The sequence below is a fragment of the Massilia sp. LMS1-1-1.1 genome, from assembly GCF_040815535.1.
GTDB lineage: Bacteria > Pseudomonadota > Gammaproteobacteria > Burkholderiales > Burkholderiaceae_D > Janthinobacterium > Janthinobacterium aestuarii.
Map to the genome: position 1 here is coordinate 483,948 of NZ_JBFPNG010000001.1, position 21,159 is coordinate 505,106.

The 21,159-nt window shown below is 65.0% G+C and carries 15 protein-coding genes; 11 read left to right on the forward strand and 4 right to left on the reverse strand.

Translation table 11 applies throughout. The features are described from left to right. Nucleotides 1-9 precede the first annotated feature (9 nt). Complete coding sequence (locus MRBLMS1_RS02285) at nt 10-1,401, forward strand: PoNe immunity protein domain-containing protein (RefSeq protein WP_485877543.1); 1,392 nt, start codon at nt 10-12, stop codon at nt 1,399-1,401. Between the two features lie 26 nt (nt 1,402-1,427). Beyond that, on the forward strand, nt 1,428-3,416 hold the full coding sequence (locus MRBLMS1_RS02290; protein WP_485877545.1) for a WG repeat-containing protein: 1,989 nt from the start codon (nt 1,428-1,430) through the stop codon (nt 3,414-3,416). 22 nt (nt 3,417-3,438) lie between these two features. Here MRBLMS1_RS02290 and MRBLMS1_RS02295 read toward each other — a convergent pair whose 3' ends face one another. Further along, on the reverse strand, nt 3,439-4,836 hold the full coding sequence (locus tag MRBLMS1_RS02295; RefSeq protein WP_485877547.1) for an esterase-like activity of phytase family protein: 1,398 nt from the start codon (nt 4,834-4,836) through the stop codon (nt 3,439-3,441). Between the two features lie 58 nt (nt 4,837-4,894). Next, the gene (locus MRBLMS1_RS02300) at nt 4,895-6,334 is read right to left on the reverse strand and encodes a YihY family inner membrane protein (RefSeq protein ID WP_223278742.1); all 1,440 of its coding nucleotides are present in this window, start codon (nt 6,332-6,334) and stop codon (nt 4,895-4,897) included. 67 nt (nt 6,335-6,401) lie between these two features. Here MRBLMS1_RS02300 and wrbA point away from each other — a divergent pair, with 67 nt between their 5' ends. Genes wrbA through MRBLMS1_RS02345 form a run of 9 tightly spaced genes read left to right on the forward strand, consistent with a single transcriptional unit; the run spans nt 6,402 to nt 16,599 of the window. Next, on the forward strand, nt 6,402-7,010 hold the full coding sequence (wrbA, locus tag MRBLMS1_RS02305; RefSeq protein WP_035827487.1) for an NAD(P)H:quinone oxidoreductase: 609 nt from the start codon (nt 6,402-6,404) through the stop codon (nt 7,008-7,010). Continuing rightward, nucleotides 7,010-7,420, forward strand: coding sequence for a DUF2069 domain-containing protein (locus tag MRBLMS1_RS02310; protein ID WP_436835988.1), 411 nt, complete (start codon nt 7,010-7,012; stop codon nt 7,418-7,420). Before wrbA ends, MRBLMS1_RS02310 begins: the two co-directional genes overlap by 1 nt. After that, a complete protein-coding gene (locus MRBLMS1_RS02315) occupies nt 7,417-8,832 on the forward strand; it encodes an FAD-binding oxidoreductase (protein ID WP_485877549.1) in 1,416 nt (471 codons plus the stop codon). The genes MRBLMS1_RS02310 and MRBLMS1_RS02315 overlap by 4 nt, the downstream gene beginning before the upstream one ends. Continuing rightward, entirely contained in the window at nt 8,829-9,257 is a 429-nt protein-coding gene (locus MRBLMS1_RS02320) for a DUF4124 domain-containing protein (protein WP_485877551.1), read from the forward strand. The genes MRBLMS1_RS02315 and MRBLMS1_RS02320 overlap by 4 nt, the downstream gene beginning before the upstream one ends. Further along, the gene (locus tag MRBLMS1_RS02325; protein ID WP_485877553.1) at nt 9,245-11,836 is read left to right on the forward strand and encodes an FtsX-like permease family protein; all 2,592 of its coding nucleotides are present in this window, start codon (nt 9,245-9,247) and stop codon (nt 11,834-11,836) included. The genes MRBLMS1_RS02320 and MRBLMS1_RS02325 overlap by 13 nt, the downstream gene beginning before the upstream one ends. Continuing rightward, the gene (locus tag MRBLMS1_RS02330) at nt 11,836-12,912 is read left to right on the forward strand and encodes a lipocalin-like domain-containing protein (protein ID WP_485877554.1); all 1,077 of its coding nucleotides are present in this window, start codon (nt 11,836-11,838) and stop codon (nt 12,910-12,912) included. The genes MRBLMS1_RS02325 and MRBLMS1_RS02330 overlap by 1 nt, the downstream gene beginning before the upstream one ends. A gap of 36 nt (nt 12,913-12,948) precedes the next feature. Further along, complete coding sequence (locus tag MRBLMS1_RS02335) at nt 12,949-14,811, forward strand: ABC transporter transmembrane domain-containing protein (protein WP_485877556.1); 1,863 nt, start codon at nt 12,949-12,951, stop codon at nt 14,809-14,811. A gap of 11 nt (nt 14,812-14,822) precedes the next feature. Next, on the forward strand, nt 14,823-15,497 hold the full coding sequence (gene leuE / locus MRBLMS1_RS02340; RefSeq protein WP_485877558.1) for a leucine efflux protein LeuE: 675 nt from the start codon (nt 14,823-14,825) through the stop codon (nt 15,495-15,497). Between the two features lie 10 nt (nt 15,498-15,507). Continuing rightward, on the forward strand, nt 15,508-16,599 hold the full coding sequence (locus MRBLMS1_RS02345; RefSeq protein ID WP_485877560.1) for a threonine aldolase family protein: 1,092 nt from the start codon (nt 15,508-15,510) through the stop codon (nt 16,597-16,599). A 141-nt stretch (nt 16,600-16,740) separates the two neighbouring features. Here MRBLMS1_RS02345 and MRBLMS1_RS02350 read toward each other — a convergent pair whose 3' ends face one another. After that, entirely contained in the window at nt 16,741-18,174 is a 1,434-nt protein-coding gene (locus MRBLMS1_RS02350; protein ID WP_456150022.1) for an OmpP1/FadL family transporter, read from the reverse strand. 197 nt (nt 18,175-18,371) lie between these two features. Further along, entirely contained in the window at nt 18,372-21,134 is a 2,763-nt protein-coding gene (locus MRBLMS1_RS02355) for a bifunctional diguanylate cyclase/phosphodiesterase (RefSeq protein WP_485877562.1), read from the reverse strand. Between the last annotated feature and the right edge of the window lie 25 nt (nt 21,135-21,159).

Consider the following 21,159-nt stretch of genomic DNA (forward strand, 5'->3'; position numbering starts at 1 on the left):
TAGATGCACATGTTGTTGAATACCCTGTTTGACGAATTGACTGGCCGAGGCAGCGGCACGGAAGCGGAGCGGCACGAACGCTATAAATGGCTGGAACAGCTGCGCTTCACCAACCCGCTGGCGGACGAAGGCGGTCCCATGGCCGGCATTCCGTACTACCAATGGTGCCGGCTGCCGCAGGCGCTCGTCGTGGCGGGCCAGCACACTGATCTGCTGGTCGGCACCACGAGCTCCCAGTACCTGGTCTTCGAGGGCCGCCACGCGGCAGCATTCGCTGCCGAACTGGGCCTGCAATACGATGCCAACAACCGCATCGACCGCCCCGGTGGCCTCGACGAGCTGCTCGACGCCTATGAAGAGCAGGCGGGCGGCAGCTGGACTACGCTGCCGAATGAACCGCCACCGCCACCGCTGGCCGGCTGGGACGACGTCTACTTCCGCGTGCGCGACCTGAGCGACGGCAGAACCATCCAGAGCGTGACCACCATCGCTTACGAGAGCAGCCGCTTCCCTGGCTACACCCTGCTGGGCACGACCATGGTAGGCGTCGGCGCCATCGTCCACGACGACGAGACGGCGCAGTATATGCAGCAAATCTTCGCCGACTGGGCCATCCAGCGCGCTTGCGCCGACGCCTGCCCGGCTTCGTCCACGCCCTGGCCTTGCACGCCGCGCCAGACGCCGCCCGCACCGTTCGATTTTGCCCGCAACCTCGCCTACCTCGACGCTTTGCTGGCCGCCTACGCACGCGCACAGACGCAGGCGGAAGACGATGGCGGCGACGCGGCCTACTGGGCGTGCGCGGCCGCCAGCACGGCTTACCAAGTCTTCTCGTTGCGCTACACGGCAGGCTTGCCCTTGCCGGAAGTGGAGCCAGCGCTGGAAGCGGCCGTTGCCGCCTGCGAGACGGCGCGCGCGGCCCTGGCTGCGACCTACGATGACGACGCTTTGCCCGCCTTCGACTTCGAACAGTTGACCGATTACGCGCGCACCCTGCAGCTGCTGGGCGCGACCCTGCTGTTCGGCCGCCGCGACCTGGCCATGCGCCTGGCCGCCCTGCAAACGGCCTTCGATGGCGAAGACGGCGTGTACGAAGCGCTGCTGTCCGCCGTCGACCCGCAGCGTCCCGCCGTCGACGAGTGGTATTTCGCCGAGCCTTATACCGCCCTCTACGACTGTCTGGACGCAGAAGACCCTGCGCAGCAGCTCGATCACTTGCGCCACTACCTGGCCAGCTGGCACGGTGCGCTGGTCCACGAAGACTGGTTCAACGGCCATTTGCGGGCGCAGGGACTGGGCGGCTACTACGGCCTGTGGGCCTTCGAAGCAGCCGCCGTGGCCAAGCAGCTGGGCATCGATCGCGGCGCGCTGGCGCACTGGGTCATGCCGCCATCGCCATGATCCCCCAATATTTTTAACGAAGAGACATGATCAATACCGCAGCCCTGTTCAGCACCGCCTTTTTACCCGGCCAGGCCGGCTTCGACACCGACGCAATCACGGGCCTGGCCGAATGGCGGCTGGACGTACCTACGCTGTTCAAGCTGCTCATCGGCGCCGGCACGCAAGCCGTCGCCTGGCCCATCTACGGCGATGGCGAAGACTGCCCCTGCGTGCTGGCCGCGCCGATGGCGCAGGCGCAAGCCAGCTGGCAAGCCCTGTCCACCCTGATGGACAAGCCGCGCGACGCGGCCGCCATCGTCGCGCGCAGCGCCATCAGCGCCCTGCTGGCGGGCGGCCAGCCATGGCTGATCCTCGATGGCGTGCAGCTGATCGCGCACGATATCGGCACGCCGGACTACGCGGCCGGACTCGACGCCCTGCGCGCCGAAGCGCAAATGCTGCACTCCGCCCTGCTGCGCGGCGACCGGGACGCGCTGGCGCCGTTGCTGACCATCGGCGCCGCATCGCCGGCCACCGGCTACTGGTCGGCCACGGCCAGCGCGCAGCTGGCCGATGTCGAGGAGCTGGGCACGGACGAACTGCCTTTCCTGCAAGGCCTGGAAGTGGTGGGCTGGGAAGAAGACGCGCTATGCTATGAAGTGAGCACCGCCGGCGAACCGGACGTCACCGGCCTGGTCACGCCGTATGGCCGCTGGATCGTGCCGCTGTCGCAGCGCTATGTGGACCTGGGCGTTTATTATGCGGACGATGGCTGGATCACCTTTGCCACGGCGGATGCGCCCGACGCGCACGGCGTCATGGACTTGAATGGCACGCTGGTGCTGCCGCCCGCCCCCGGCGCCCTGTACGTGATCAGCCCCCACCTGCTGCAGAGAATCGATCCGGACGGCGCCAGCCGCCTGCTGCGCCTGCCCGACGGCGCGCTGCTCATCGACAGGGTGGATAACATATGCCTGCGCGAAGATGGCTTGATCGACATCGAGCGCCAGACAGATGATGACGAGCGCAATGTGCACGGCGTGGTCGACAAGACGGGCAAGGTCGTGGTGCCGCTCGTCTACAACTCCGTGCAGGATTTCGGCACGAAGAAAAAGATCGCCATCGTCAGCCAGCGCATCAACGGGCGCTGCCTGTTTGGCCTGGCGAATAGCCAGGGAGATTTGCTGGCGCCGTGCCAGTACGAAGCCATCGATTGCGCCACCACCTCGTCGCCGCCCAAGCTGCGCAAGAACCTGATCTTCGCCATCGATGCGCAAGGCCTCGCCTGCATGCTGACACTCGATGGAAAACCGGCCTTCACGCCGCTATACCCACCGGCCCACCATCTGCGCGGCGTGGCCGTGCAAAGCGACTTGTTATATGTCGTCAAGGATGGCATGGCCTGGAGCATGGATTTCACGGGCCAGCTGCTCGAGCAGTTCGACACCGTGGAAAACTTCAAGGCCAACGTCACAGCGCAGCTCAGCGAGGCCATGGGACTGGGCAAGAAAAAGCCCGCCAGGCGCCGCAGCTTCACGCCGGCGCAAATCCTGGCCAAGGCCGACCGCGGGCAATTGCGCAGCATGGCCGCCCTGCTCCTGCTGGGCGATGCGGCACTGGCCGCACGCTGCGTGGACATCACGCTGGAAGAACTGGCGGAAGACGACCCGGAAGAGGAATACGAAGGCGATACGCCCGAAGCGGCCTGCTTCTTCCTGCTCTGGTCCACGGCCGCCGATGCGCTGGGCCACGGCACCACCCTGGACTGGAAAGCCGTCGATGAAGTGCCGCACATCGCCCAGCATATCGCCCTGCCCGCGCTGCGGGACTTCCGCTGGGCGGACCAGCAAGATGGCGACGCCATGGCCGAAGGCCTGGCCGCCATCGCAGCCCACCTGGCGCCGCACCAGCTGCGCCTCGTGAACGTGCACGGCGGCGAGGACACGTATTATCTGGGCGTGGTGCGGGCGCAGGACGCGGAAGCGTTCAAGGCAGTGGCGCTGCAGGCGGCCTTGCGGCCGGTCCTGCTATGAGCGGATTGCCGGCACGTCGTCTTTATTTGGCGGAACGATCGAATAGCGCCTTGTCAAAACGCAGGGTAATGACTTCGGTGTCGTCCGGCTTGCCCGGCTTGCGGCCGTCTTCACCCGGGTAGTTCGTGTCGATTGCCACGACCAGCGTCTGGGCATCGAGTACTTCAACGCTCTCCACCGAGTCGAAAGGCATGCTGAACTTACCCACGGGCATATTGCTCGCCTGCCCGCCTATGCCTTTGGGGTCGGAGATGTTCAGCAAGTCCACCAACAGCGTTTTCTTGAGCGCGCCGTCAGCGTCTTTTTCTTTCAGGTCCACCAGGTACAGGCGCTTGATCACGGCCTTGGCGCCCCAGAAGCCGTCGCGTTCGATCAGCACGAACTTGCTGCCGCCGACATTGGTCATGTCGCCGATCACGACGCCATTGTCCTTGGCTGCGCCATCCTTGCGGTACACGAGGTTCTTGCCCGTGTAGCGCATGGTGCCGGGGTCGAACTCGAAGATGTTCAGGTAGCGTTCATCGGCTGCGACGGGCCGCAGCGACGGATCGCTTGGCGCCGCCTCCGGCACCGCGTAGAGCAGGCTGCGGTCGGCATTGTAGGCCAGGCTTTCGAAGCCGCGGCTGCCTGCCAAGGTAATGCTGGCGCCCTTGCCCAGCACTTCCGGATTGGCCGGGCTGCGCAGGAAAGGATGGGGAACCGGGTCGCCCATCAGCGTGCCGTTTTTGTCGAAGTGCAGGATATAGGGGCCGAATTCCTCGCCCACGAAGTAAGTACCGTCGGCAGCGCGCGCGAGCGACTCGATGTCGAAATCAAAACCGGTCAGCAAGCGGCCAGCGCGAATGCGCGCATCCACAGCGATACCACTGTCGGCAAAAACCAGGCCGCCGGTGGTGTTGCTGAGGTAGTTGGCGTAGTCGGCCGTGATTTTCAGGTCAACGCCCTTGCCATCGTTTAAGAAACCCTTGGCGTCGTTGAAGGCCAGGAAGCTGTTGAGCTTGATGCTGCCAGGCGTCTTGCTGGCGTCAGCGGCCGTGCGGAAGTTGATGCTGGCGTTATACAGGCCGAGCACGAAATCGGCCGAATTGCCCTTGGCGCCATAGCCATTGTCGGCCATGGCAGTCCAGCTGCCGTCATCATTCCTGAGCAGCGCGGAAAAGCCGGGAATCGGCACGCCACTGGCAAACGGCGGGGTGACGCCCAGCACTGCGGCTGTGAACTGTCCCGTAACCGGCCCTGGCCAGCGCGCCGTGTCAGGCAGCGCTGCCCAGCCGGCAAGCTGGTGCGGCAAGCCTTCCCCGTCCTTGGGCACCACATCAGGAGCGGCAGAGGAACTGCCGCCGCAGGCAGCGAGCACGCCGCTGACCACCACGATGGCCAGGCCGCGGCACACATTCAAACCGCTCAAATGACAACGCATATTTGCTTCCTCAACAAGATGAATGAAGAGGAAAGCTTACCGGCCTTCGGTGACCAGTTTATGACATGCGCGCCCTATCGTGCGGGGCATAGGCGGGCAAGGAAGCGCGCCTCCCCGGCCCGTCCGCGCAGCGCACCTCCCCAAAATGCTGCGCCAAACTCAAGCCCAGGCCCTGCTCCACGGCGTTTTCCACCTGCGCCGCCAGCGCGGCCGCTTCTTCCGCCGCCTTGATGTCGCGTTCATTGGTGGAACCGGCCGGGTAGCCGGAGTTCACGCGCATGCCGCCGAAGACGAATAAACGATAGACGTCGGCCAGGCTGATGCGGTTGACGTTGCCCAGCAAGACCCAGTGGTCGGAACTGTCGGCCACGCGCTTGCCCCACTGGACGCGCACGGCGCCATCCACGTTGACTCGGCCCACCCACCCCTGCTGCACCATCTTGTCGAGCAGGGTTTCCATCTCTTCGAAGCCCAGGCGCGTGCTGCGGCGGATGTCGGCCGCGCCCACCAGGGCCGAATCGGCGCATTGGCAGGCCTGGTGCAGCACTTTCAGAATCGCGACGGCGTCGACGAATTCGCTGCCCGGCGCCGCTTCGTACCACCAGCGCTCATATTTCACGACGGGCAAGGCGGCCACCAGCAAGGCGCCCACCAGGGTGATCATCCAGCTCAGGTATATCCACACGAGGAACAGCGGCAAGGCGGCCAGCGCGCCGTAGATGCGCGAATACGTGGGGAATTCCTGGATGAATTCGCCGAAGCCGCGCTTGGCCACCTCGAACGCCAGCGCCGCCAGCAAGCCGCCCCAGGCCGCGTCACGCCAGTCCACGTCGCGGTTCGGCACGGCGATGTAGAGCAGGGTAAACGCCAGCATGGTCAGGCCGATCGACACCAGGGTATAAAACACGGCGCCGATGAAAGGCACGGCGCCCACCACGCCGCTGGTGGCCATGAAGAGGCGCGACGTCACCGTCAGCGACACGCCCACCAGCAGCGGTCCCAGGGTGACGATGGCCCAGTAAACCAGTAGACGCTTGGTCCAGCGGCGCTCCTGGCGCACGCGCCAGATGCGGTTGAAGACACGCTCGATCAAGCCCATCATGCCTATCGACGTGACGATCAGGGCGCCCGCGCCGATGGCCGACAGGCGCGTGGCCTTCGATGCAAACGTGGTCAGATAATCGAGGATGGTGTTCGATATCCCCTTGGGCATGACGCTTTGCACGAAATAATCTTCCAGCGCGTGGCGGAAGGTATTAAACAGGGGGAAGGTGGTGAAGATCGCCAGGGCCAGGGTGAGCAGCGGCACCAGCGCGAACACGGTGGCGAACGTCAGGCTGCCGGCCACTTGCGGCAGGCTTTCCTCGCGCACGCGGCGGCGCGCGAACTGCAGCAGGTCGCGCGTTTCGGACCACGTCAGGCCGCGCACAATGTCGGCACCGATGTGCAGGGTGCGCCACAGGTATTGAAAGAACGGGAATATATATTTTGAAAACATGTGCAAAATCAGAACGGCGCCATGACAGCAGTCGTATCAGGCTGTAAAGCGCCCTATAATACCAATGATGAAGCCAACCAATCTGATTATTCTCGTATTGTTTTATTCACGCCATGGCGCCACGCGCCAGTTGGCCGAGCTGATAGCCCAGGGAGTGGAAAGCGTGCCTGGCTGCGACGCGCGCCTGCGCACCGTGCCCGCCGTCTCGACGGTGGCCGAAGCGACGGCGCCCGAGGTGCCGCCTGATGGCGCTCCTTATGTGGAACTGGACGACTTGCAGGAGTGCGCGGGCCTGGCCCTGGGCTCGCCCACGCGCTTCGGCAACATGGCCGCCGCCATGAAGTACTTCTGGGATGGCACGGCCAGCGACTGGCTGGCCGGCAGCCTGTCCGGCAAGCCCGCCTGCGTATTCACGTCCACGGGCAGCCTGCACGGCGGCCAGGAATCGACCCTGCTGTCGATGATGATCCCCCTCTTCCACCATGGCATGCTGGTCATGGGCCTGCCCTACACGCATCCCGAACTGATGACGACGTCCACGGGCGGCTCGCCGTATGGCGCCACGCACTGGTCGGGCATCGACGGCGACAAGGCGCTCAGCGACGATGAAAAGCGGTTGGCCATCGCCCTGGGCCGGCGCCTGGCGGAAAACGCCGCGAAACTGGCAGGCGCATGATGCACGGCGTACTGCACAAGTATTTTCACTGGGGCGCCATCGCCAGCCTCGTCACCCTGATCGTCTGGTGCGTGCTGTGGGAAACCGTCGTCGCCCCGCTGCAGCCGGGCGGCTCCTGGGTCGTCCTGAAGGCCGCGCCCCTGCTCATCCCACTGTACGGCGTCATCAAGCGCGACGTCTATACCCTGCAATGGTCGTCGATGGTGATCCTGCTGTACTTCACGGAAGGCGTGGTGCGCGGCTACAGCGACACGAACGCCACCTCGGCCCTGATGGCCTGGGGCGAGGCGGCCATCGTCTGCGTCTATTTTGTCTGCGCCGTGCTGTATCTGCGTCCGTATAAAAAGGCGGCCAAGCGCATGGCCAAAGAGCTGCTGGAAAAAGTGAATAAAGTGAGCATCAAGAAATGACTGACCAAACAGATTTCCTCGCCGCCTGCCGCGACCTGCTGGGCGACACTTATGTACTCACCCTGGACGCCGACACGGCGCCCTTCCTTACCGACTGGCGCGACCGGTTTACGGGCAAGGCCCTGGCCGTGCTGCGCCCCGCCACGGTGGAACAGGTGGCGGGCGTGCTGCGCGCCTGCGCGCAATGGCAGGTGCCCGTCGTGCCACAGGGCGGCAACACAGGCCTGGTGCTGGGCAGCATACCCGACGACGCCGGCACGGCCGTCGTGCTGTCGCTGGCGCGCCTGAACAGCATCCGCGCGCTCGATCCCGTCAACCGCACCATCACGGTGGACGCGGGCTGCATTTTGCAAACCATCCAGGAAGCGGCCAGCGCCGCCGGCTGTCTGTTCCCCCTGTCGCTGGCGGCCGAAGGCAGTTGCACCATCGGGGGAAATTTGGCGACGAACGCGGGCGGCACGGCCGTGCTGCGCTACGGGAATACGCGCGAGCTGTGCCTGGGCCTGGAAGTGGTCACGCCGCAGGGCGAGATCTGGAGCGGCTTGCGCGGCCTGCGCAAGGACAATACCGGCTACGATTTGCGCGACCTGTACATCGGTGCCGAGGGTACCTTGGGCGTCATCACGGGCGCCGTCATGAAACTATATCCGCAGCCGAAAGCCTGCATCACGGCGCTGGCCGCCATGCCCTCGCCCGCCCACGCCCTGCGTTTATTAAGCCTGATGCAGGACCATTGCGGCGCCAGCCTGACGGGCTTTGAACTGATGTCGCAATACTGTCTGCAACTGGTGGCGGAACAGTTCCCGCAGCTGCCGCGTCCTTTTGCCGAAGCCCACGGTCAGTACGTGCTGCTGGAATTGTCGAGCAGCCAGTCCGAGGCGCACGCCGTGGAATTGCTGGAAGCGAGCATCGGCGCGGCACTCGAAGACGAGTTGATAGCCGACGCCGTCGTCGCCAGTTCCGTGGCGCAGTCCGAGGGACTATGGCAGCTGCGTGAACACATCCCACTGGCGCAGGCGCAGGCGGGCAAGAACATCAAGCACGATATCTCGCTGCCGATTTCCTGCATCGCCGACTTCATCGCCGTCACGGATGCGGCCCTGGCAACGGCCTTCCCCGGCTGCCAGCTCGTGTGCTTCGGCCACCTGGGCGACGGCAACCTGCACTACAACGTGGCGCCGCCCGCCGGCATGACGGACCGCGACTTCCTGGCCAACCAGGATGCGATCAACCGCATCGTGCACGACCAGGTCCACGGCTTCGGCGGCTCGATTTCGGCCGAACACGGCATCGGCGCGCTGAAGAAGAACGACCTGGCCCGCTACAAGTCGCCGCTGGAACTGCAGCTGATGCGGACTGTCAAACAGGCACTGGACCCGCAGAACATCATGAATCCGGGGAAGATATTGTGAAATCGCCGTCCCTCCTGCTATGTGCCATGGTCTTGCTGGCCGGTTCCGCCAGTGCGCAGGACGTCTACAAATGCGTGCAGGATGGCCAGACCAGCTACAGCGCCACGCCCTGCACGGGCGGGCAGCTGCAGATACTGGAAGTCCCCTCGCCTCCGCCTGCCGTCGACAAGGGCGCGGCCACGCGCCAGGAACGGGTGGCCAGCCAGATGGAAGCGGCGCGCAAGCAGCGTGAGAAGCTCGAAGACCAGGCCCGTGAACGGGCCGCAAAACAACTTGAGGCGCGCGACAAGCATTGCGCGCAGCTGCGCCTGGAGCAGAAATGGGCGGCACAGGACGCCGTCGGCGCGGGCGATAAAACCCGCGACGCTGCGCAACTGAAAGCGCGGCGCGCCGGTGAACGCCTGGCCGTCGAATGCCTGAATTGAATGCGCAGGTGGAAAGCCCGGCAACGACGCGCCTGCTGTCACGCTGGCTGCTGCTGGGCGAGTGGCGCGCGCATCCCGTGCGCGCCTTCGTCGCCATCCTCGCCATCGCCATCGGCGTGTCGCTGGGTTTTGCCATCCATCTGATCAACGCGGCGGCCTTCAATGAATTTTCCACGGCCGTCAAAAGCCTGTCCGGCCAGGCCGACGTCCAGGTGGCCGGGCGCGAAGCGCTGTTCGACGAAAGCATCTACCCGCAGCTGGCGCAGCGCGACGGCGTGGCCGTGGCCTCGCCCGTGCTGGAGCTGCAGGCCACGGTGGCCGGCAAGAAGGACGGCGGCCCGCTGCACATCCTGGCGCTCGACGTCTTCCGCGCCGGCTTCATCTCGCCCGACCTCATCGGCGCGCCCGTCGATGGCCAGCCTTTCGACACCCTGGCCGACGACGCCGTCTTCTTATCGCCCGCCGCCTTGCGCTGGCTGGCCGTGGCCGAAGGCGGCCAGGTCGCCCTGCAATCGGGCACGGGCACGGTGTCCCTGCGCGTGGCAGGTTCACTGCAACGGGCACGCGCCGGCCAGCGCATCGCCGTGATGGATGTCGGCGCGGCGCAGTGGCGCTTCAACAAGCTGGGCAAGCTGTCGCGCATCGACTTGAAACTGCGCCAGGGCGTGAACCGCGACGCCTTCCAGGCGGATCTGGCGCGCACACTGGAAGCGCAGTATCCGGGGCGTTTCCAGGTGGGCCAGCCCAACGATGAAAACCAGAATAGCCGCAACAATAACCTGAGCCGCGCCTACCGCGTCAACCTGACGGTGCTGGCCCTCGTCGCCCTGTTTACGGGCGCCTTTTTGGTCTTTTCCACGCAGGCCCTGTCCGTCATCCGCCGCCGCGGCCAGTTCGCGCTGCTGCGCGTACTGGGCATGGAGCGGGGCCAGTTGCTGCGCCAGGTGCTGCTGGAAGGCGCCAGCCTCGGTGTCGTCGGTGCGGCTCTCGGCATCGCCGGCGGTTACGCCATGGCCGCCGTGGCCCTGCGCTTTTTCGGCGGCGACCTGGGCGCCGGCTATTTCGCGGGCGTGCAGCCGCAGGTGCAGTTCACGCCCGTCGCCGCCTTCGTCTACTTCGCGCTGGGCCTCGGTGTTGCCTTGCTGGGCTGCGCCGCGCCCGCGCTGGAAGCGGCCCGCGCGGCCCCCGCCATCGCCCTGAAATCGGGCAGCGAGGAAGTCGTGACGACGCGCCTGGCCAAGACCTGGCCGGCGCTGGCCTGTTTGCTGCTGGCCGGCGCCTTGACGTTCCTGCCGCCCGTGTTCGAGCTGCCCCTGTTCGGCTACCTGTCCATCGCGCTGCTGCTGATCGGCGCCATCGCCCTGATGCCGCAGCTGGCCGCCGTCGTCTTCCGTTTCCTGCAACGCGCCTGGCTGCGCACGGACACGAGCAAACATGCGCCCGTGCGCAGCCTGACCCTGGCGCGCCTGGCAAACGCCTCGGGCCAGGCAGGCATCGCCCTCGGCGGCGTGCTGTCGAGCTTTAGCCTGATGGTGGCGATGGCCATCATGGTGTCGAGTTTCCGCGTCTCCGTCGATGACTGGCTGCTGCAGATCTTGCCCGCCGACGTGTATGCGCGCACGGCCGCCAGCGGCGGCACGGCAGGCTTGAACCCGCGCGAACAGGCGAGCATCACCGCCTTGCCCGAGGTGGCCAGGGTGGATTTCCAGCGCGTGCGCTCGCTGTCGCTGGCGCCAGACCGGCCGAACGTGGCGCTGCTGGCGCGCCCCATCAATTTGCAAGACCCGGGCAAGAGCATGGTGCTGGTGGGCGACACCCTGCCCGTGCCCAATGGCGCGAAACCCGTGTGGCTGTCCGAAGCGGCGGCCGACCTGTATAACGTCAAGCCTGGCCAGCAGATCGCCCTGCCGCTGGCGGGCGGCTTGCACCAGTTCTTTGTTGCCGGCATCTGGCGCGACTATGCGCGCTCGTCCGGCGCCATCCAGATGCCGTTGGACGACTATCGCGCGCTGACCGGCGACAATGACGTGAGCGATGCGGCCCTGTGGCTGGCCAAGGACGCCACGGGCGACGCGTTGCAACAGCGCCTGAAAGCGCTGCCGTTCGGCGCCAGCCTGGAAGTGTCCAATCCTTCGGCCATCCGCGCCCTGAGCCTGCAGATTTTCGACCGCAGCTTCGCCGTCACGTATCTGCTGGAAGCCATCGCCATCGTCATCGGCCTGTTCGGCGTGGCCGCCACGTTTTCCGCGCAAACCCTGGCGCGCGCGCGCGAATTCGGCATGCTGCGCCACGTCGGCGTGACGCGCGGCCAGATCTTGTCCATCCTGGCGCTCGAAGGCGGCGCGCTGACGGCGCTGGGCATCGCCACCGGTTTTGTCCTGGGCCTGTTGATCAGCTTTGTGCTCGTCTTCATCGTCAATCCCCAATCGTTTCACTGGACCATGCAGCTGCACCTGCCGTGGCCCCTGATCGCCACGGTGGCCGGCGCTCTGCTGACGGCGGCCGCCGCCACGGCGCTGATCGCGGGCCGCCAGGCACTGTCCGCTGGCCCCATCCGCGCCGTCAGGGAGGACTGGTAATGCGCCATACTTTCATCTTGTTGCTTGCGCTGGCCCTGCCTGCCCTTGCCGCGCCGCCCGCCTTCGGCCCCGTCACGCCGCTGCCGGCCGGCCAGACCCTGCGCCTGCCACACGACTTCGGCGCCCATCCCGCCTATAAAACGGAATGGTGGTATGCCACGGGCTGGGTAAAAACCGCTGGCGGCGAGCAACTGGGCTACCAGGTCACCTTCTTTCGCAGCACGACGGCCACCGACGCGGACAACCCCAGCGCGTTCGCGCCCAAGCAGCTGATCATCGGCCACGCGGCCCTGTCCGACCCGAAAGTGGGCAAGCTGCTGCACGACGAGAAAAGCGCGCGCGAGGGCTTCGGCCTGGCCTACGCCAAGGTGGGCGACACGGACGTGAAGCTCGACGACTGGCGCATGCGGCGCCAGGCCGACGGCACATATCAGGTCAGCCTGGCCGCGCGCGAATTCAACTTGCAGCTGACCCTTTCCCCCACCCAGCCCGTGCTGCTGCAGGGCGAAAACGGTTACTCGCGCAAGGGCGCGCGGCCCGCGCAATCGAGTTACTACTACAGCGAGCCGCAGCTGCGTACAACGGGCACGATCGCGCGCGCGGGCGGCAAGCCGGAAGCCGTGACGGGCACCACCTGGCTCGATCACGAGTGGTCGAGCCAGGTGCTTGACGCGGACGCCAGCGGCTGGAACTGGATAGGCGCCAACCTCGATGACGGCGGCGCCCTGATGGCCTTCCAGATCCGCAGCAAGACAGGTGCTAAACTATGGGCGCACGCGACATGGCGCGATGCGTCCGGTAAGATGACGCAGTTCGCGCCCGGCGACGTCGATTTCACGCCCACGCAGCTGTGGCGCTCGCCCCGCACGCAAGCCGAATACCCGGTCGCCACCGAGATCCGCACTGGCGCCACGCGCTGGCACATCAAGCCGCTGCAGCCGGACCAGGAACTCGATTCGCGCCGCTCGACGGGGGCCGTGTACTGGGAAGGCGCCGTGACGGTGGAGCGCGACGGCCAGCCGGTGGGCCGCGCCTATCTGGAAATGACGGGCTACGTCCAGCCGATGAAGTTATAAGCAGTACAAAATACAGTAAAGACTAAGCGAAAAACAATGACAACCAGCACAGAAACAGGCAGCACCAGTTCAACAACCGCCGCAAGCACCGCACCCACGCCCGACACCGGCACCAGCCGCGAACTGAAAAAAGGCAGCCTGGCCGCCTTCAAGGGCTTGATGCCTTTCCTGACGCCGTACCGCAAGCAGTTCTTCCTGGCCGGTATCGCGCTGGTGGTGGCCGCCGCCTCGACCCTGGCCATCCCTGCCGCTTTCAAGCAGATGATAGACCTCGGTTTCGGCGGCGCGGCCGGTTCAAGCAGCATCCAGCACGTCGACCTGGTCTTCCTCGCCCTGTTCGGCGTGGCGTCCATCCTGGCGCTGGCCACGGCCGCGCGCTTCTATACCGTGTCGTGGCTGGGCGAGCGGGTCACGGCCGACATCCGCAGCGCCGTGTACCGCCACGTGGTCACGCAAAGCCCCGCCTTCTTTGAAACGACGCAGACGGGCGAAGTCCTGTCGCGCATCACCACCGACACAACCTTGATCCAGGCCGTCGTCGGCACCAGCATCTCGATGGCGCTGCGCAATGTGCTGCTGTTCCTCGGCGGCCTGGTGATGCTGTTCGTCACCAGCGCCAAGCTGGCCGGCATCATCATCGGCTTGCTGATCCTCGTCGTCGTGCCCATCATCGTATTTGGCCGCCGCGTGCGCAAGCTGTCGCGCGACTCGCAAGACCGCATCGCCGACGCGTCGGCCATGGCCGGCGAAATCCTCAACGCCATGCCCACCGTGCAGGCATTCACGCACGAGAAAATCGAATCGAAGCGCTTCGGCGACTCCGTCGAAGGCGCTTTCATGACGGCCATGCGCCGCATCCGCGCCCGTGCCCTGCTCACCATGATCGCCATCCTGCTCGTGTTCGGCACCATCGTCTTCGTGCTGTGGCTCGGTGCGCGTGCCGTGCTGGAAGGCTCGATGACGGGCGGAGATTTGGGCCAGTTCATCCTGTACGCGTCCATCGTGGCCGGCGCCATCGGCGCCCTGTCCGAGGTGATGGGCGAAGCCCAGCGCGCGGCCGGCGCCACCGAGCGCCTGCTGGAACTGATGGCCGTCAAATCGGAAATCGAATCCCCGGTCACGCCGCTGCCGCTGCCCGCGCGCGCCGCCACCGGCGCCGCGCTGTCGCTCGACGACGTGATGTTCTCGTACCCGTCGCGTCCCGATACACACGCACTCGATCACGTCAGCCTCGACATCCGCGCCGGCGAAACGGTAGCCGTCGTCGGCCCTTCCGGCGCCGGCAAGACCACGCTGTTCCAGCTGTTCCTGCGCTTTTATGACCCGCAAAGCGGCAGCATCCGCCTCGATGGCGTCGATATCAAGCAGCTGGACCTGCACACCCTGCGCGACGCCATCGGCATCGTGCCGCAAGATACGGTGATCTTCTCGGCCGACGCCATGGAAAACATCCGCTATGGCCGCGCCGGCGCCAGCGACGCGGAAGTGATCGCGGCTGCCAAAATGGCGGCCGCCCACGAATTCATCGAGCGCCTGCCGAACGGTTATAAATCGTTCCTCGGCGAACGGGGCGTGCGCCTGTCCGGCGGCCAGCGCCAGCGCATCGCCATCGCTCGCGCCCTGCTGAAAAACCCGCCGCTGCTGCTGCTCGATGAAGCGACCAGCGCGCTGGACGCGGAATCGGAACGCCTGGTGCAAAAGGCGCTGGAAGCGGCCATGGTCGGCCGCACCACGGTCATCATCGCCCACCGCCTTGCCACCGTTCAGCGGGCCGACCGCATCATCGTCATGGAAGACGGCAAGATCGTCGAGACGGGCACGCACGCGTCGCTCGTCGCAATGAAAGGCATTTACGCCAACCTGGCTGCCCTGCAATTCCATCACGTACAAGTCAATTAAACAGAACCATCATGAATGCACTTTTCCACGCCAACCTGGGCATCACCGATTTCTGGACCTTTTTGCTGGGGACCATCTTCATCGTCATCCTGCCCGGTCCCAATTCCATGTATGTGCTGTCGGTCGCGGCCCAGCGCGGCGTGCGGCCCGCCTACCAGGGCGCTTTCGGCATCTTCGCCGGCGACCTGATATTGATGGTGCTGTCGGCCTGCGGCGTGGCCTCCCTGCTGAAAGCCAGCCCGGCCCTGTTCTACGTCGTGAAATACATAGGCGCGGCCTACCTGGGCTGGATCGGCCTGCAAATGCTGATCGGCTGCTGGCGCAAGCTGCGCGCGCCCGCGCCAGCCGACGGTGAAACGCCTGCCGCGCCAGCGCCCGTGAAAGAAAGCGATCCATTCCGCAAGGCCCTGATCATCAGCCTGATGAACCCGAAAGCCATTTTGTTCTTCATCTCGTTCTTCATCCAGTTCGTCGACCCGGCCTTCCCGAATCCCGTGCTGTCCTTCGTCGGCCTGGGCCTGATCTGCCAGGTGATCAGCTTTACCTACCTGACGGCCATCATCTTTGTCGGCGCTCGCCTGGCCGACACCTTCCGCCGCCGTCGCCGCCTGTCGGCCGGCATGGGTGGCGGCGTGGGCGCCATGTTCATTGGCTTTGGCGCGAAACTGGCCACGGCCACCTTGTAAGGAATGCACCGTGAACGAGCTTGAACTGCGCCAGCGCTGCCATACCGTCCTGCCGGGCCACCGCCAGCCAACGCCAGCGGCCACCTTTGCGGCCATGGCCGCCTGGTGCGACGCCAACGCTGTTGCGCACGACACCTATGGCGAAGGCGCGCTGATCGAACAGTTCGAGAACAAGATCGCCAGCCTGCTCGGTTACGAGGCGGCCGTGTTCTGCATCACGGGTACCATGACGCAGGTGACGGCCCTGCGCCTGGCTTGCCAGGACCGGGGCTCGCGCCTGGTGGCGCTGCACCCGACCTCGCACATCCTGCGCCACGAGCGCGGCAACCACGAATTGCTCGACCACTTCAAGGGTCTGATACTGGGCGACCCGCACCGCCCGTGGGCGGTGGACGACCTGCGCGCCGTGCCCGATGCCCTGGGCGCCGCGCAGGTCGAACTGCCGATGCGCGAAATCGGCGGCCAGTGCCCGTCGTGGGACGCATTGAACGACATCAAGCGGCACTGCCGCGAGCACAACATCCATTTGCACATGGATGGCGCGCGCCTGTGGGAAGCGCAAGCGGGTTTCAACCAGTCCCTGCCCGCCATCTGCGACGGTTTCGATTCCGTCTACGTGTCGCTGTACAAGGGTATCGGCGGCCTCGGCGGCGCCGTGCTGGCCGGCAGCCGCCCGTTTGTCGAACGGGCGCGCGAGTGGTTCCGCCGCCAGGGCGGCAACATCGTGCACCGCACACCCTACGTGGTGGCCGCCGCCATGCAGTTCGATGCGCGCCTCGCCACCATGCCTCAGTATTTTGCACGCACGCAGTGGCTGTACGCGCAGCTGCGTGATTTTCCATCGATTGCCGTCAATCCCGCCGCCCCGCACGCCAACATGCTGCACCTGCACCTGCCCGTCTCGCGCGAGCGGGCCATCGCCATCCGCAACCAGGTGGCCGAAGACCACGGCATCTGGCTGTTCGGCCGCGCCAGCCACGCCGCCCTGCCCGGCCACAGCGTGGTGGAATGGTATGTAGGGGATAACTTGCTGGACCTGCCCGACGACACCGTGCGGCTGGCCTTGACCCTGCTGGATCAGGCCATGCGCATCAAAGCCTGAGCGACGTAGGTCGACGTAGGTCGGCGTAGGTCGGGTTAGCGCGCAGCGCGTAAGCCGACGCCACCACAGTCGTGACACAAAAAAAGCGCCCGAAGGCGCTTTTTTCATTTCATGGCGGCCGGGTCGGCCGCCACTACCTGCTTAGAACTTGTAGTTGTAAGCGAGACCGATCAACTGCATGCGGGTCTTGAACAGGCCCTTGGTGGTTTCACCGTTGCCGGTGCAGCCAGGGGTCACCGGCGAGCAGTCATTCTTGTAGTTGACGCTGGCATCCTTGAAGTCGATGAAGCTGTAAGCCAGGTCGAGCGAGGAATTGGCGTTCAGCTTCCAGTTCGCGCCGATCGAGTACTGCATGCGGTCGCTGTCCGGCAGCGCTGGATGACGCAGCTCGGCGCTGCGCACTGGCGCCTGGTCGTGCGCGATACCGGCGCGCAGCAGCAGGTTTTCGCTGTATTTGTAGTTGGTACCCAGCGAGACACGGTAGGTGTTCTTCCACTGCTGGCGGATGCGCTCGGCGCCTTCGGCCGTCGGCGGGAACTGGATGTCCAGGTTCTGCAGGCGCGAAGTGCGGGTCCAGGTGACGTCGCCCATCAAGGCCCAACGGTCATCCATCTGATGGAAGGCGTTGATCGACAGGGTTTCCGGCGTGCGCACTTCCACCAGCGCCTTGGAATTGACCTTGTTCGATGCCTTGGCGATGAAGGCATTGACGGCGGCGTTGTCCGACACTTGCGAGAAGTCCCAGATCGTGTCGCCTTTCAGCTTGTGCGAAATCGACGAACGGTAGGAAATACCGAAACGCGTGCCTTCATTCATCTGGTACAAATAGCCCAGGTTGAAGCCGAAGCCCCAGTCGTCGCCATCCATCGATGCGTGGCCATCCTTGGCGCCCTTCAGCGCGGCGCCGGCTGCCTGCGCGGCGGCCAGGCCCTGCGTCTTGGCGATATTGGCCAGGAAGGCTTGCGACGCGGCTGGCGCGTGCTGGGCCAGGAAGGCCACGGAACCCGGCACGTCGACCGCCTGGCCCAGTTCCGCCTTCATGTGTTCGGCGGTGACGCCGAAACCGAAGGAATGGTGTTCATTGACCTTGAAGGAAACGGAAGGATTCAGGGCGATCGCTTCGAGCTTGATGTTGGTGATCGCATAGCGGCCGCTCCAGTCATTGCCGTAATCGAGCTTGGCGCCGTACGGCACGAACAGGCCCATGCCGACAGTCCACTGGTCATTGAGCTTCTTGCTCGCATACAGGGCCGGCGCGAAGACGGCATCCGGCGCGTAGTCCTTGGTCGTGCCGCCCGGCGTGCGGCCGGTGAAAGTCTTCGAACCCGTGTCCTGGTAAGTCGAATGCGGTACGACCAGAGTGCCGCCGCCCAGGAATTGCGTGCCTTCCAGGCGCGACATGCCGGCCGGGTTGTAGAAAATGGTCGATGCATCGGCCGCTTCCGCGCCGCTGGCATCGGCCGAGCCTTGCGCGGAAACGCTTTGCGAGCCAAAACGGTAGCCCGATGCTTGTGCGGTGGAGGAGATGCCGGCGAACGCGGCAACGATCAGGAGGGGCAGATATTTATGTTTCAAGTTAGTCTCTCTTTATTATATGAAGGTCTTCGGCACACTGTCGCGGGCATCTCAAGCCGCCCCGTCTTGCACTTTTCTTGCCGCCGTGAACTCCAATTCACTGACGGCATGAGCGAAGCATATAATATTTTTTAGAAAAAAGCGAACGTTCGCTCTTTTTATGAAACAGCGTTGTTTTCCACGCCAATCACGACGTTCTACAGGGCCAGCGCCGGGGCTGGAAGCGGTATCAGAAAGCGCTGATGCATCAGCGCCAGCATCTGTTCGGCCGGCACGGGGCGCGAGATGAAATAGCCCTGCACTTCGTTGCATTGCAGCGTGCGCAGGATGTCGAGCTGCTCGCGCGTCTCCACGCCTTCGGCCACCACGCTCATGCCCAGCGCATGCGCCATCGACAGGATGGCGCGCACGAAGACCTCGCCCTGCTCCGAGCGGCCCAGCTCCATGGTGAAGGCGCGATCAATCTTCAAGCCATCCATCGCGAACTTCTGCAGCTGCGACAGCGACGAGTATCCGGTGCCAAAATCGTCGACCAGCAGGCGCACGCCCAGCGCGCGGATGGCCGACAGCTGCTCCACGGCGCGGTTCTGTTCATCCATCATGGCCGATTCCGTGATTTCCACCTCGATCAGGCGCGCATCGATGCGGTGGCGCGTCAGCGCGGACGCCAGCACCTGGTGCACGTCGCCACGGCCGAACTGGCGCGCCGAGACGTTGATCGACACGGGCACCAGTTCCAGCCCGCTCGCCTGCCAGCGCGCCATCTGCAGGCACACCTTTTCGATGACGACTTCGCCCAGCTGCGAAATCAGGCCGCTGCTCTCGGCCACGGGAATGAATTCCAGCGGCGGCACCATGCCGTGCTGCGGATGGTGCCAGCGCACGAGCGCCTCCATGCTGCACAGCTGTCCGCTCATGGCGTCGACCCGCGGCTGGTAGACGACGAGGAACTGGTCCAGCTCCAGCGCAGCCACCAGGCTTTGCTCGAGTTCGCGGCGGCTGCGGATGGTTTCGAACAGTTCGGGCTGGAAAAAGCGGTGATGGCCCTTGCCCGCCACTTTGACGGCATACATGGCGATGTCGGCGTTCTTCAGCAGCACGTCCGTTTCGGCGCCATCGCGCGGATACAGGCTGATGCCGATCGAGGCACCCATCTTGTGGCGTTCGCTGCCCAGGTAGAACGGTTCGTCGAAGGCGATGGCGATGCGCTGCGCCACCTGTTCGGCGCGGCTGTCGTCCTCCACGGGGTCGAGTACGACGACGAATTCGTCGCCGCCCAGGCGCACCACGTGGTCGCCCGGCCGCAGCACGGCTTTCAGGCGCAAGGAGGCGGCGCGCAGCACCTTGTCTCCCTCGGCGTGGCCCTGCGTGTCGTTGATATCCTTGAAGCCGTCCAGATCGATGAACAGCAGCGCCAGCATATGCCGCGCGATGGCGGCGCGGCCCAGGGCACCGGGCAGGAATTGCTGCAGCCAGTAGCGGTTGGGCAAGCCCGTCAAGCCATCCTCGTTGGCCAGGCGGCGCAAGTCGCGCTCGTGCTCCTTGGCCGTGCTGATGTCTTGCAGGGTGACGGCCAGGCGGTCGCCGCTGCGCACCACGCGCCGGCGTATCCAGCGCAGCTTGAACGGGTTGCCCTCCGGCAGTTCGATCTCTTCCTCGGAAAAACCGGAAACCATGGCGGCCCGGTAATTATGGATCAGGTCGCGGAAATACGGCTCGTGGGCGCGCGACTGCAGGCGCATGCCCAGCAATTGTTCGCGCCGCACGCCAAAATAGCCGGCGCCCGGCTCGTTGCAATCGACCATCTCGAAATCGAGGATGCTGCCGTCCGCGCCGCGCAGGGCGGCAATGATATAAAAGCCGTCGCTCGTGCCTTCGGTGGCCATGCGGTAGGCATTGCGCACGCCTTCGGACTGGTGGTGGCGCCACGCCAGGCGCAGTGACAACATGGTGGCGATGGCGGTAAAGGCCAGCAGCAGCATGGTGACGGCCAGGGCGATGCCGATATAGATCGTGCGCGTTTCCTCGTAGGGGTGCAGCATTTCGCCGTCCGACAGTCCGACCACGGCCGTAAACGGATAGGCTTTCAGCGCCTGCCAGCCCACGTAGCGGCTTTGCTTGTCGGAAAAAGCGATCCTGCCGCCCGAATGCAGGGCACCGCTCTCCGTTTCCAGAAAGCTGGTGTCGAGAAACGGCGTGCCTTGTGCGCTCCGGGTCGGCAGCACGCGCGAGCCGAGGCGCGTGCTGAACAGCTCGCCCTCTTCGCCCACCATGGCGGACATGCCGAACTTGCCGAAACTGACGCTGTTATAGAATTCGGAAAAATAGCTGGAATGAATCGAGATCAGCAGCACGCCGTCGAAATTGCCATCTTCATCTTCCAGCCGGCGCGTGAAATGCACGAGGCTTTCGTCGGCGCCGGGCACCGTGGCAGCATCGTCCGCATTGGCCGCATTGGCCCGCCCCAGCGCGATGCGCAGCGCGCTGGAATTGCTGCGCCAGTGGCGCAGCAGGAAATCGCTGCGCTCGTTGACCCGCAGGCGCTGCAGCGGCGCCGTGGCCGTCACGGGCTGGCCCTTGCGGTCGAGGATGGCGACGATGGCAAATTGCGGCAAGGCATACATGCCCTGCGTCTTCAATTGATCGAGACGCAGCTGGCCGCGCGAATTTTCCCATTCATACTTGAGCTGCAAGGTCAGCTGGTCCATCTGCTCCAGGGTGCGCAGCAGATACTGGCCATACGCTTTCGACAGCGAAGACACGCTGTCGAGCGCCTGCTGCTGCGCCACCTTTTTTTCCGCCTCCAGCTGCAGCAAGGTGGCCGTCCACAGCACGGCGCACAGGACCAGCCCCAGCAAGGGCCAGGCGAGGATCAGGCGCAAGTTGGCCTTGAGAAAATCGCCCCTGCTCATCTCCACCATGGCGCCGTTATTATTATTTACAAATTGTCGCAAGAACATGGTGCAGCGTCTGCCGTTTCTGTGT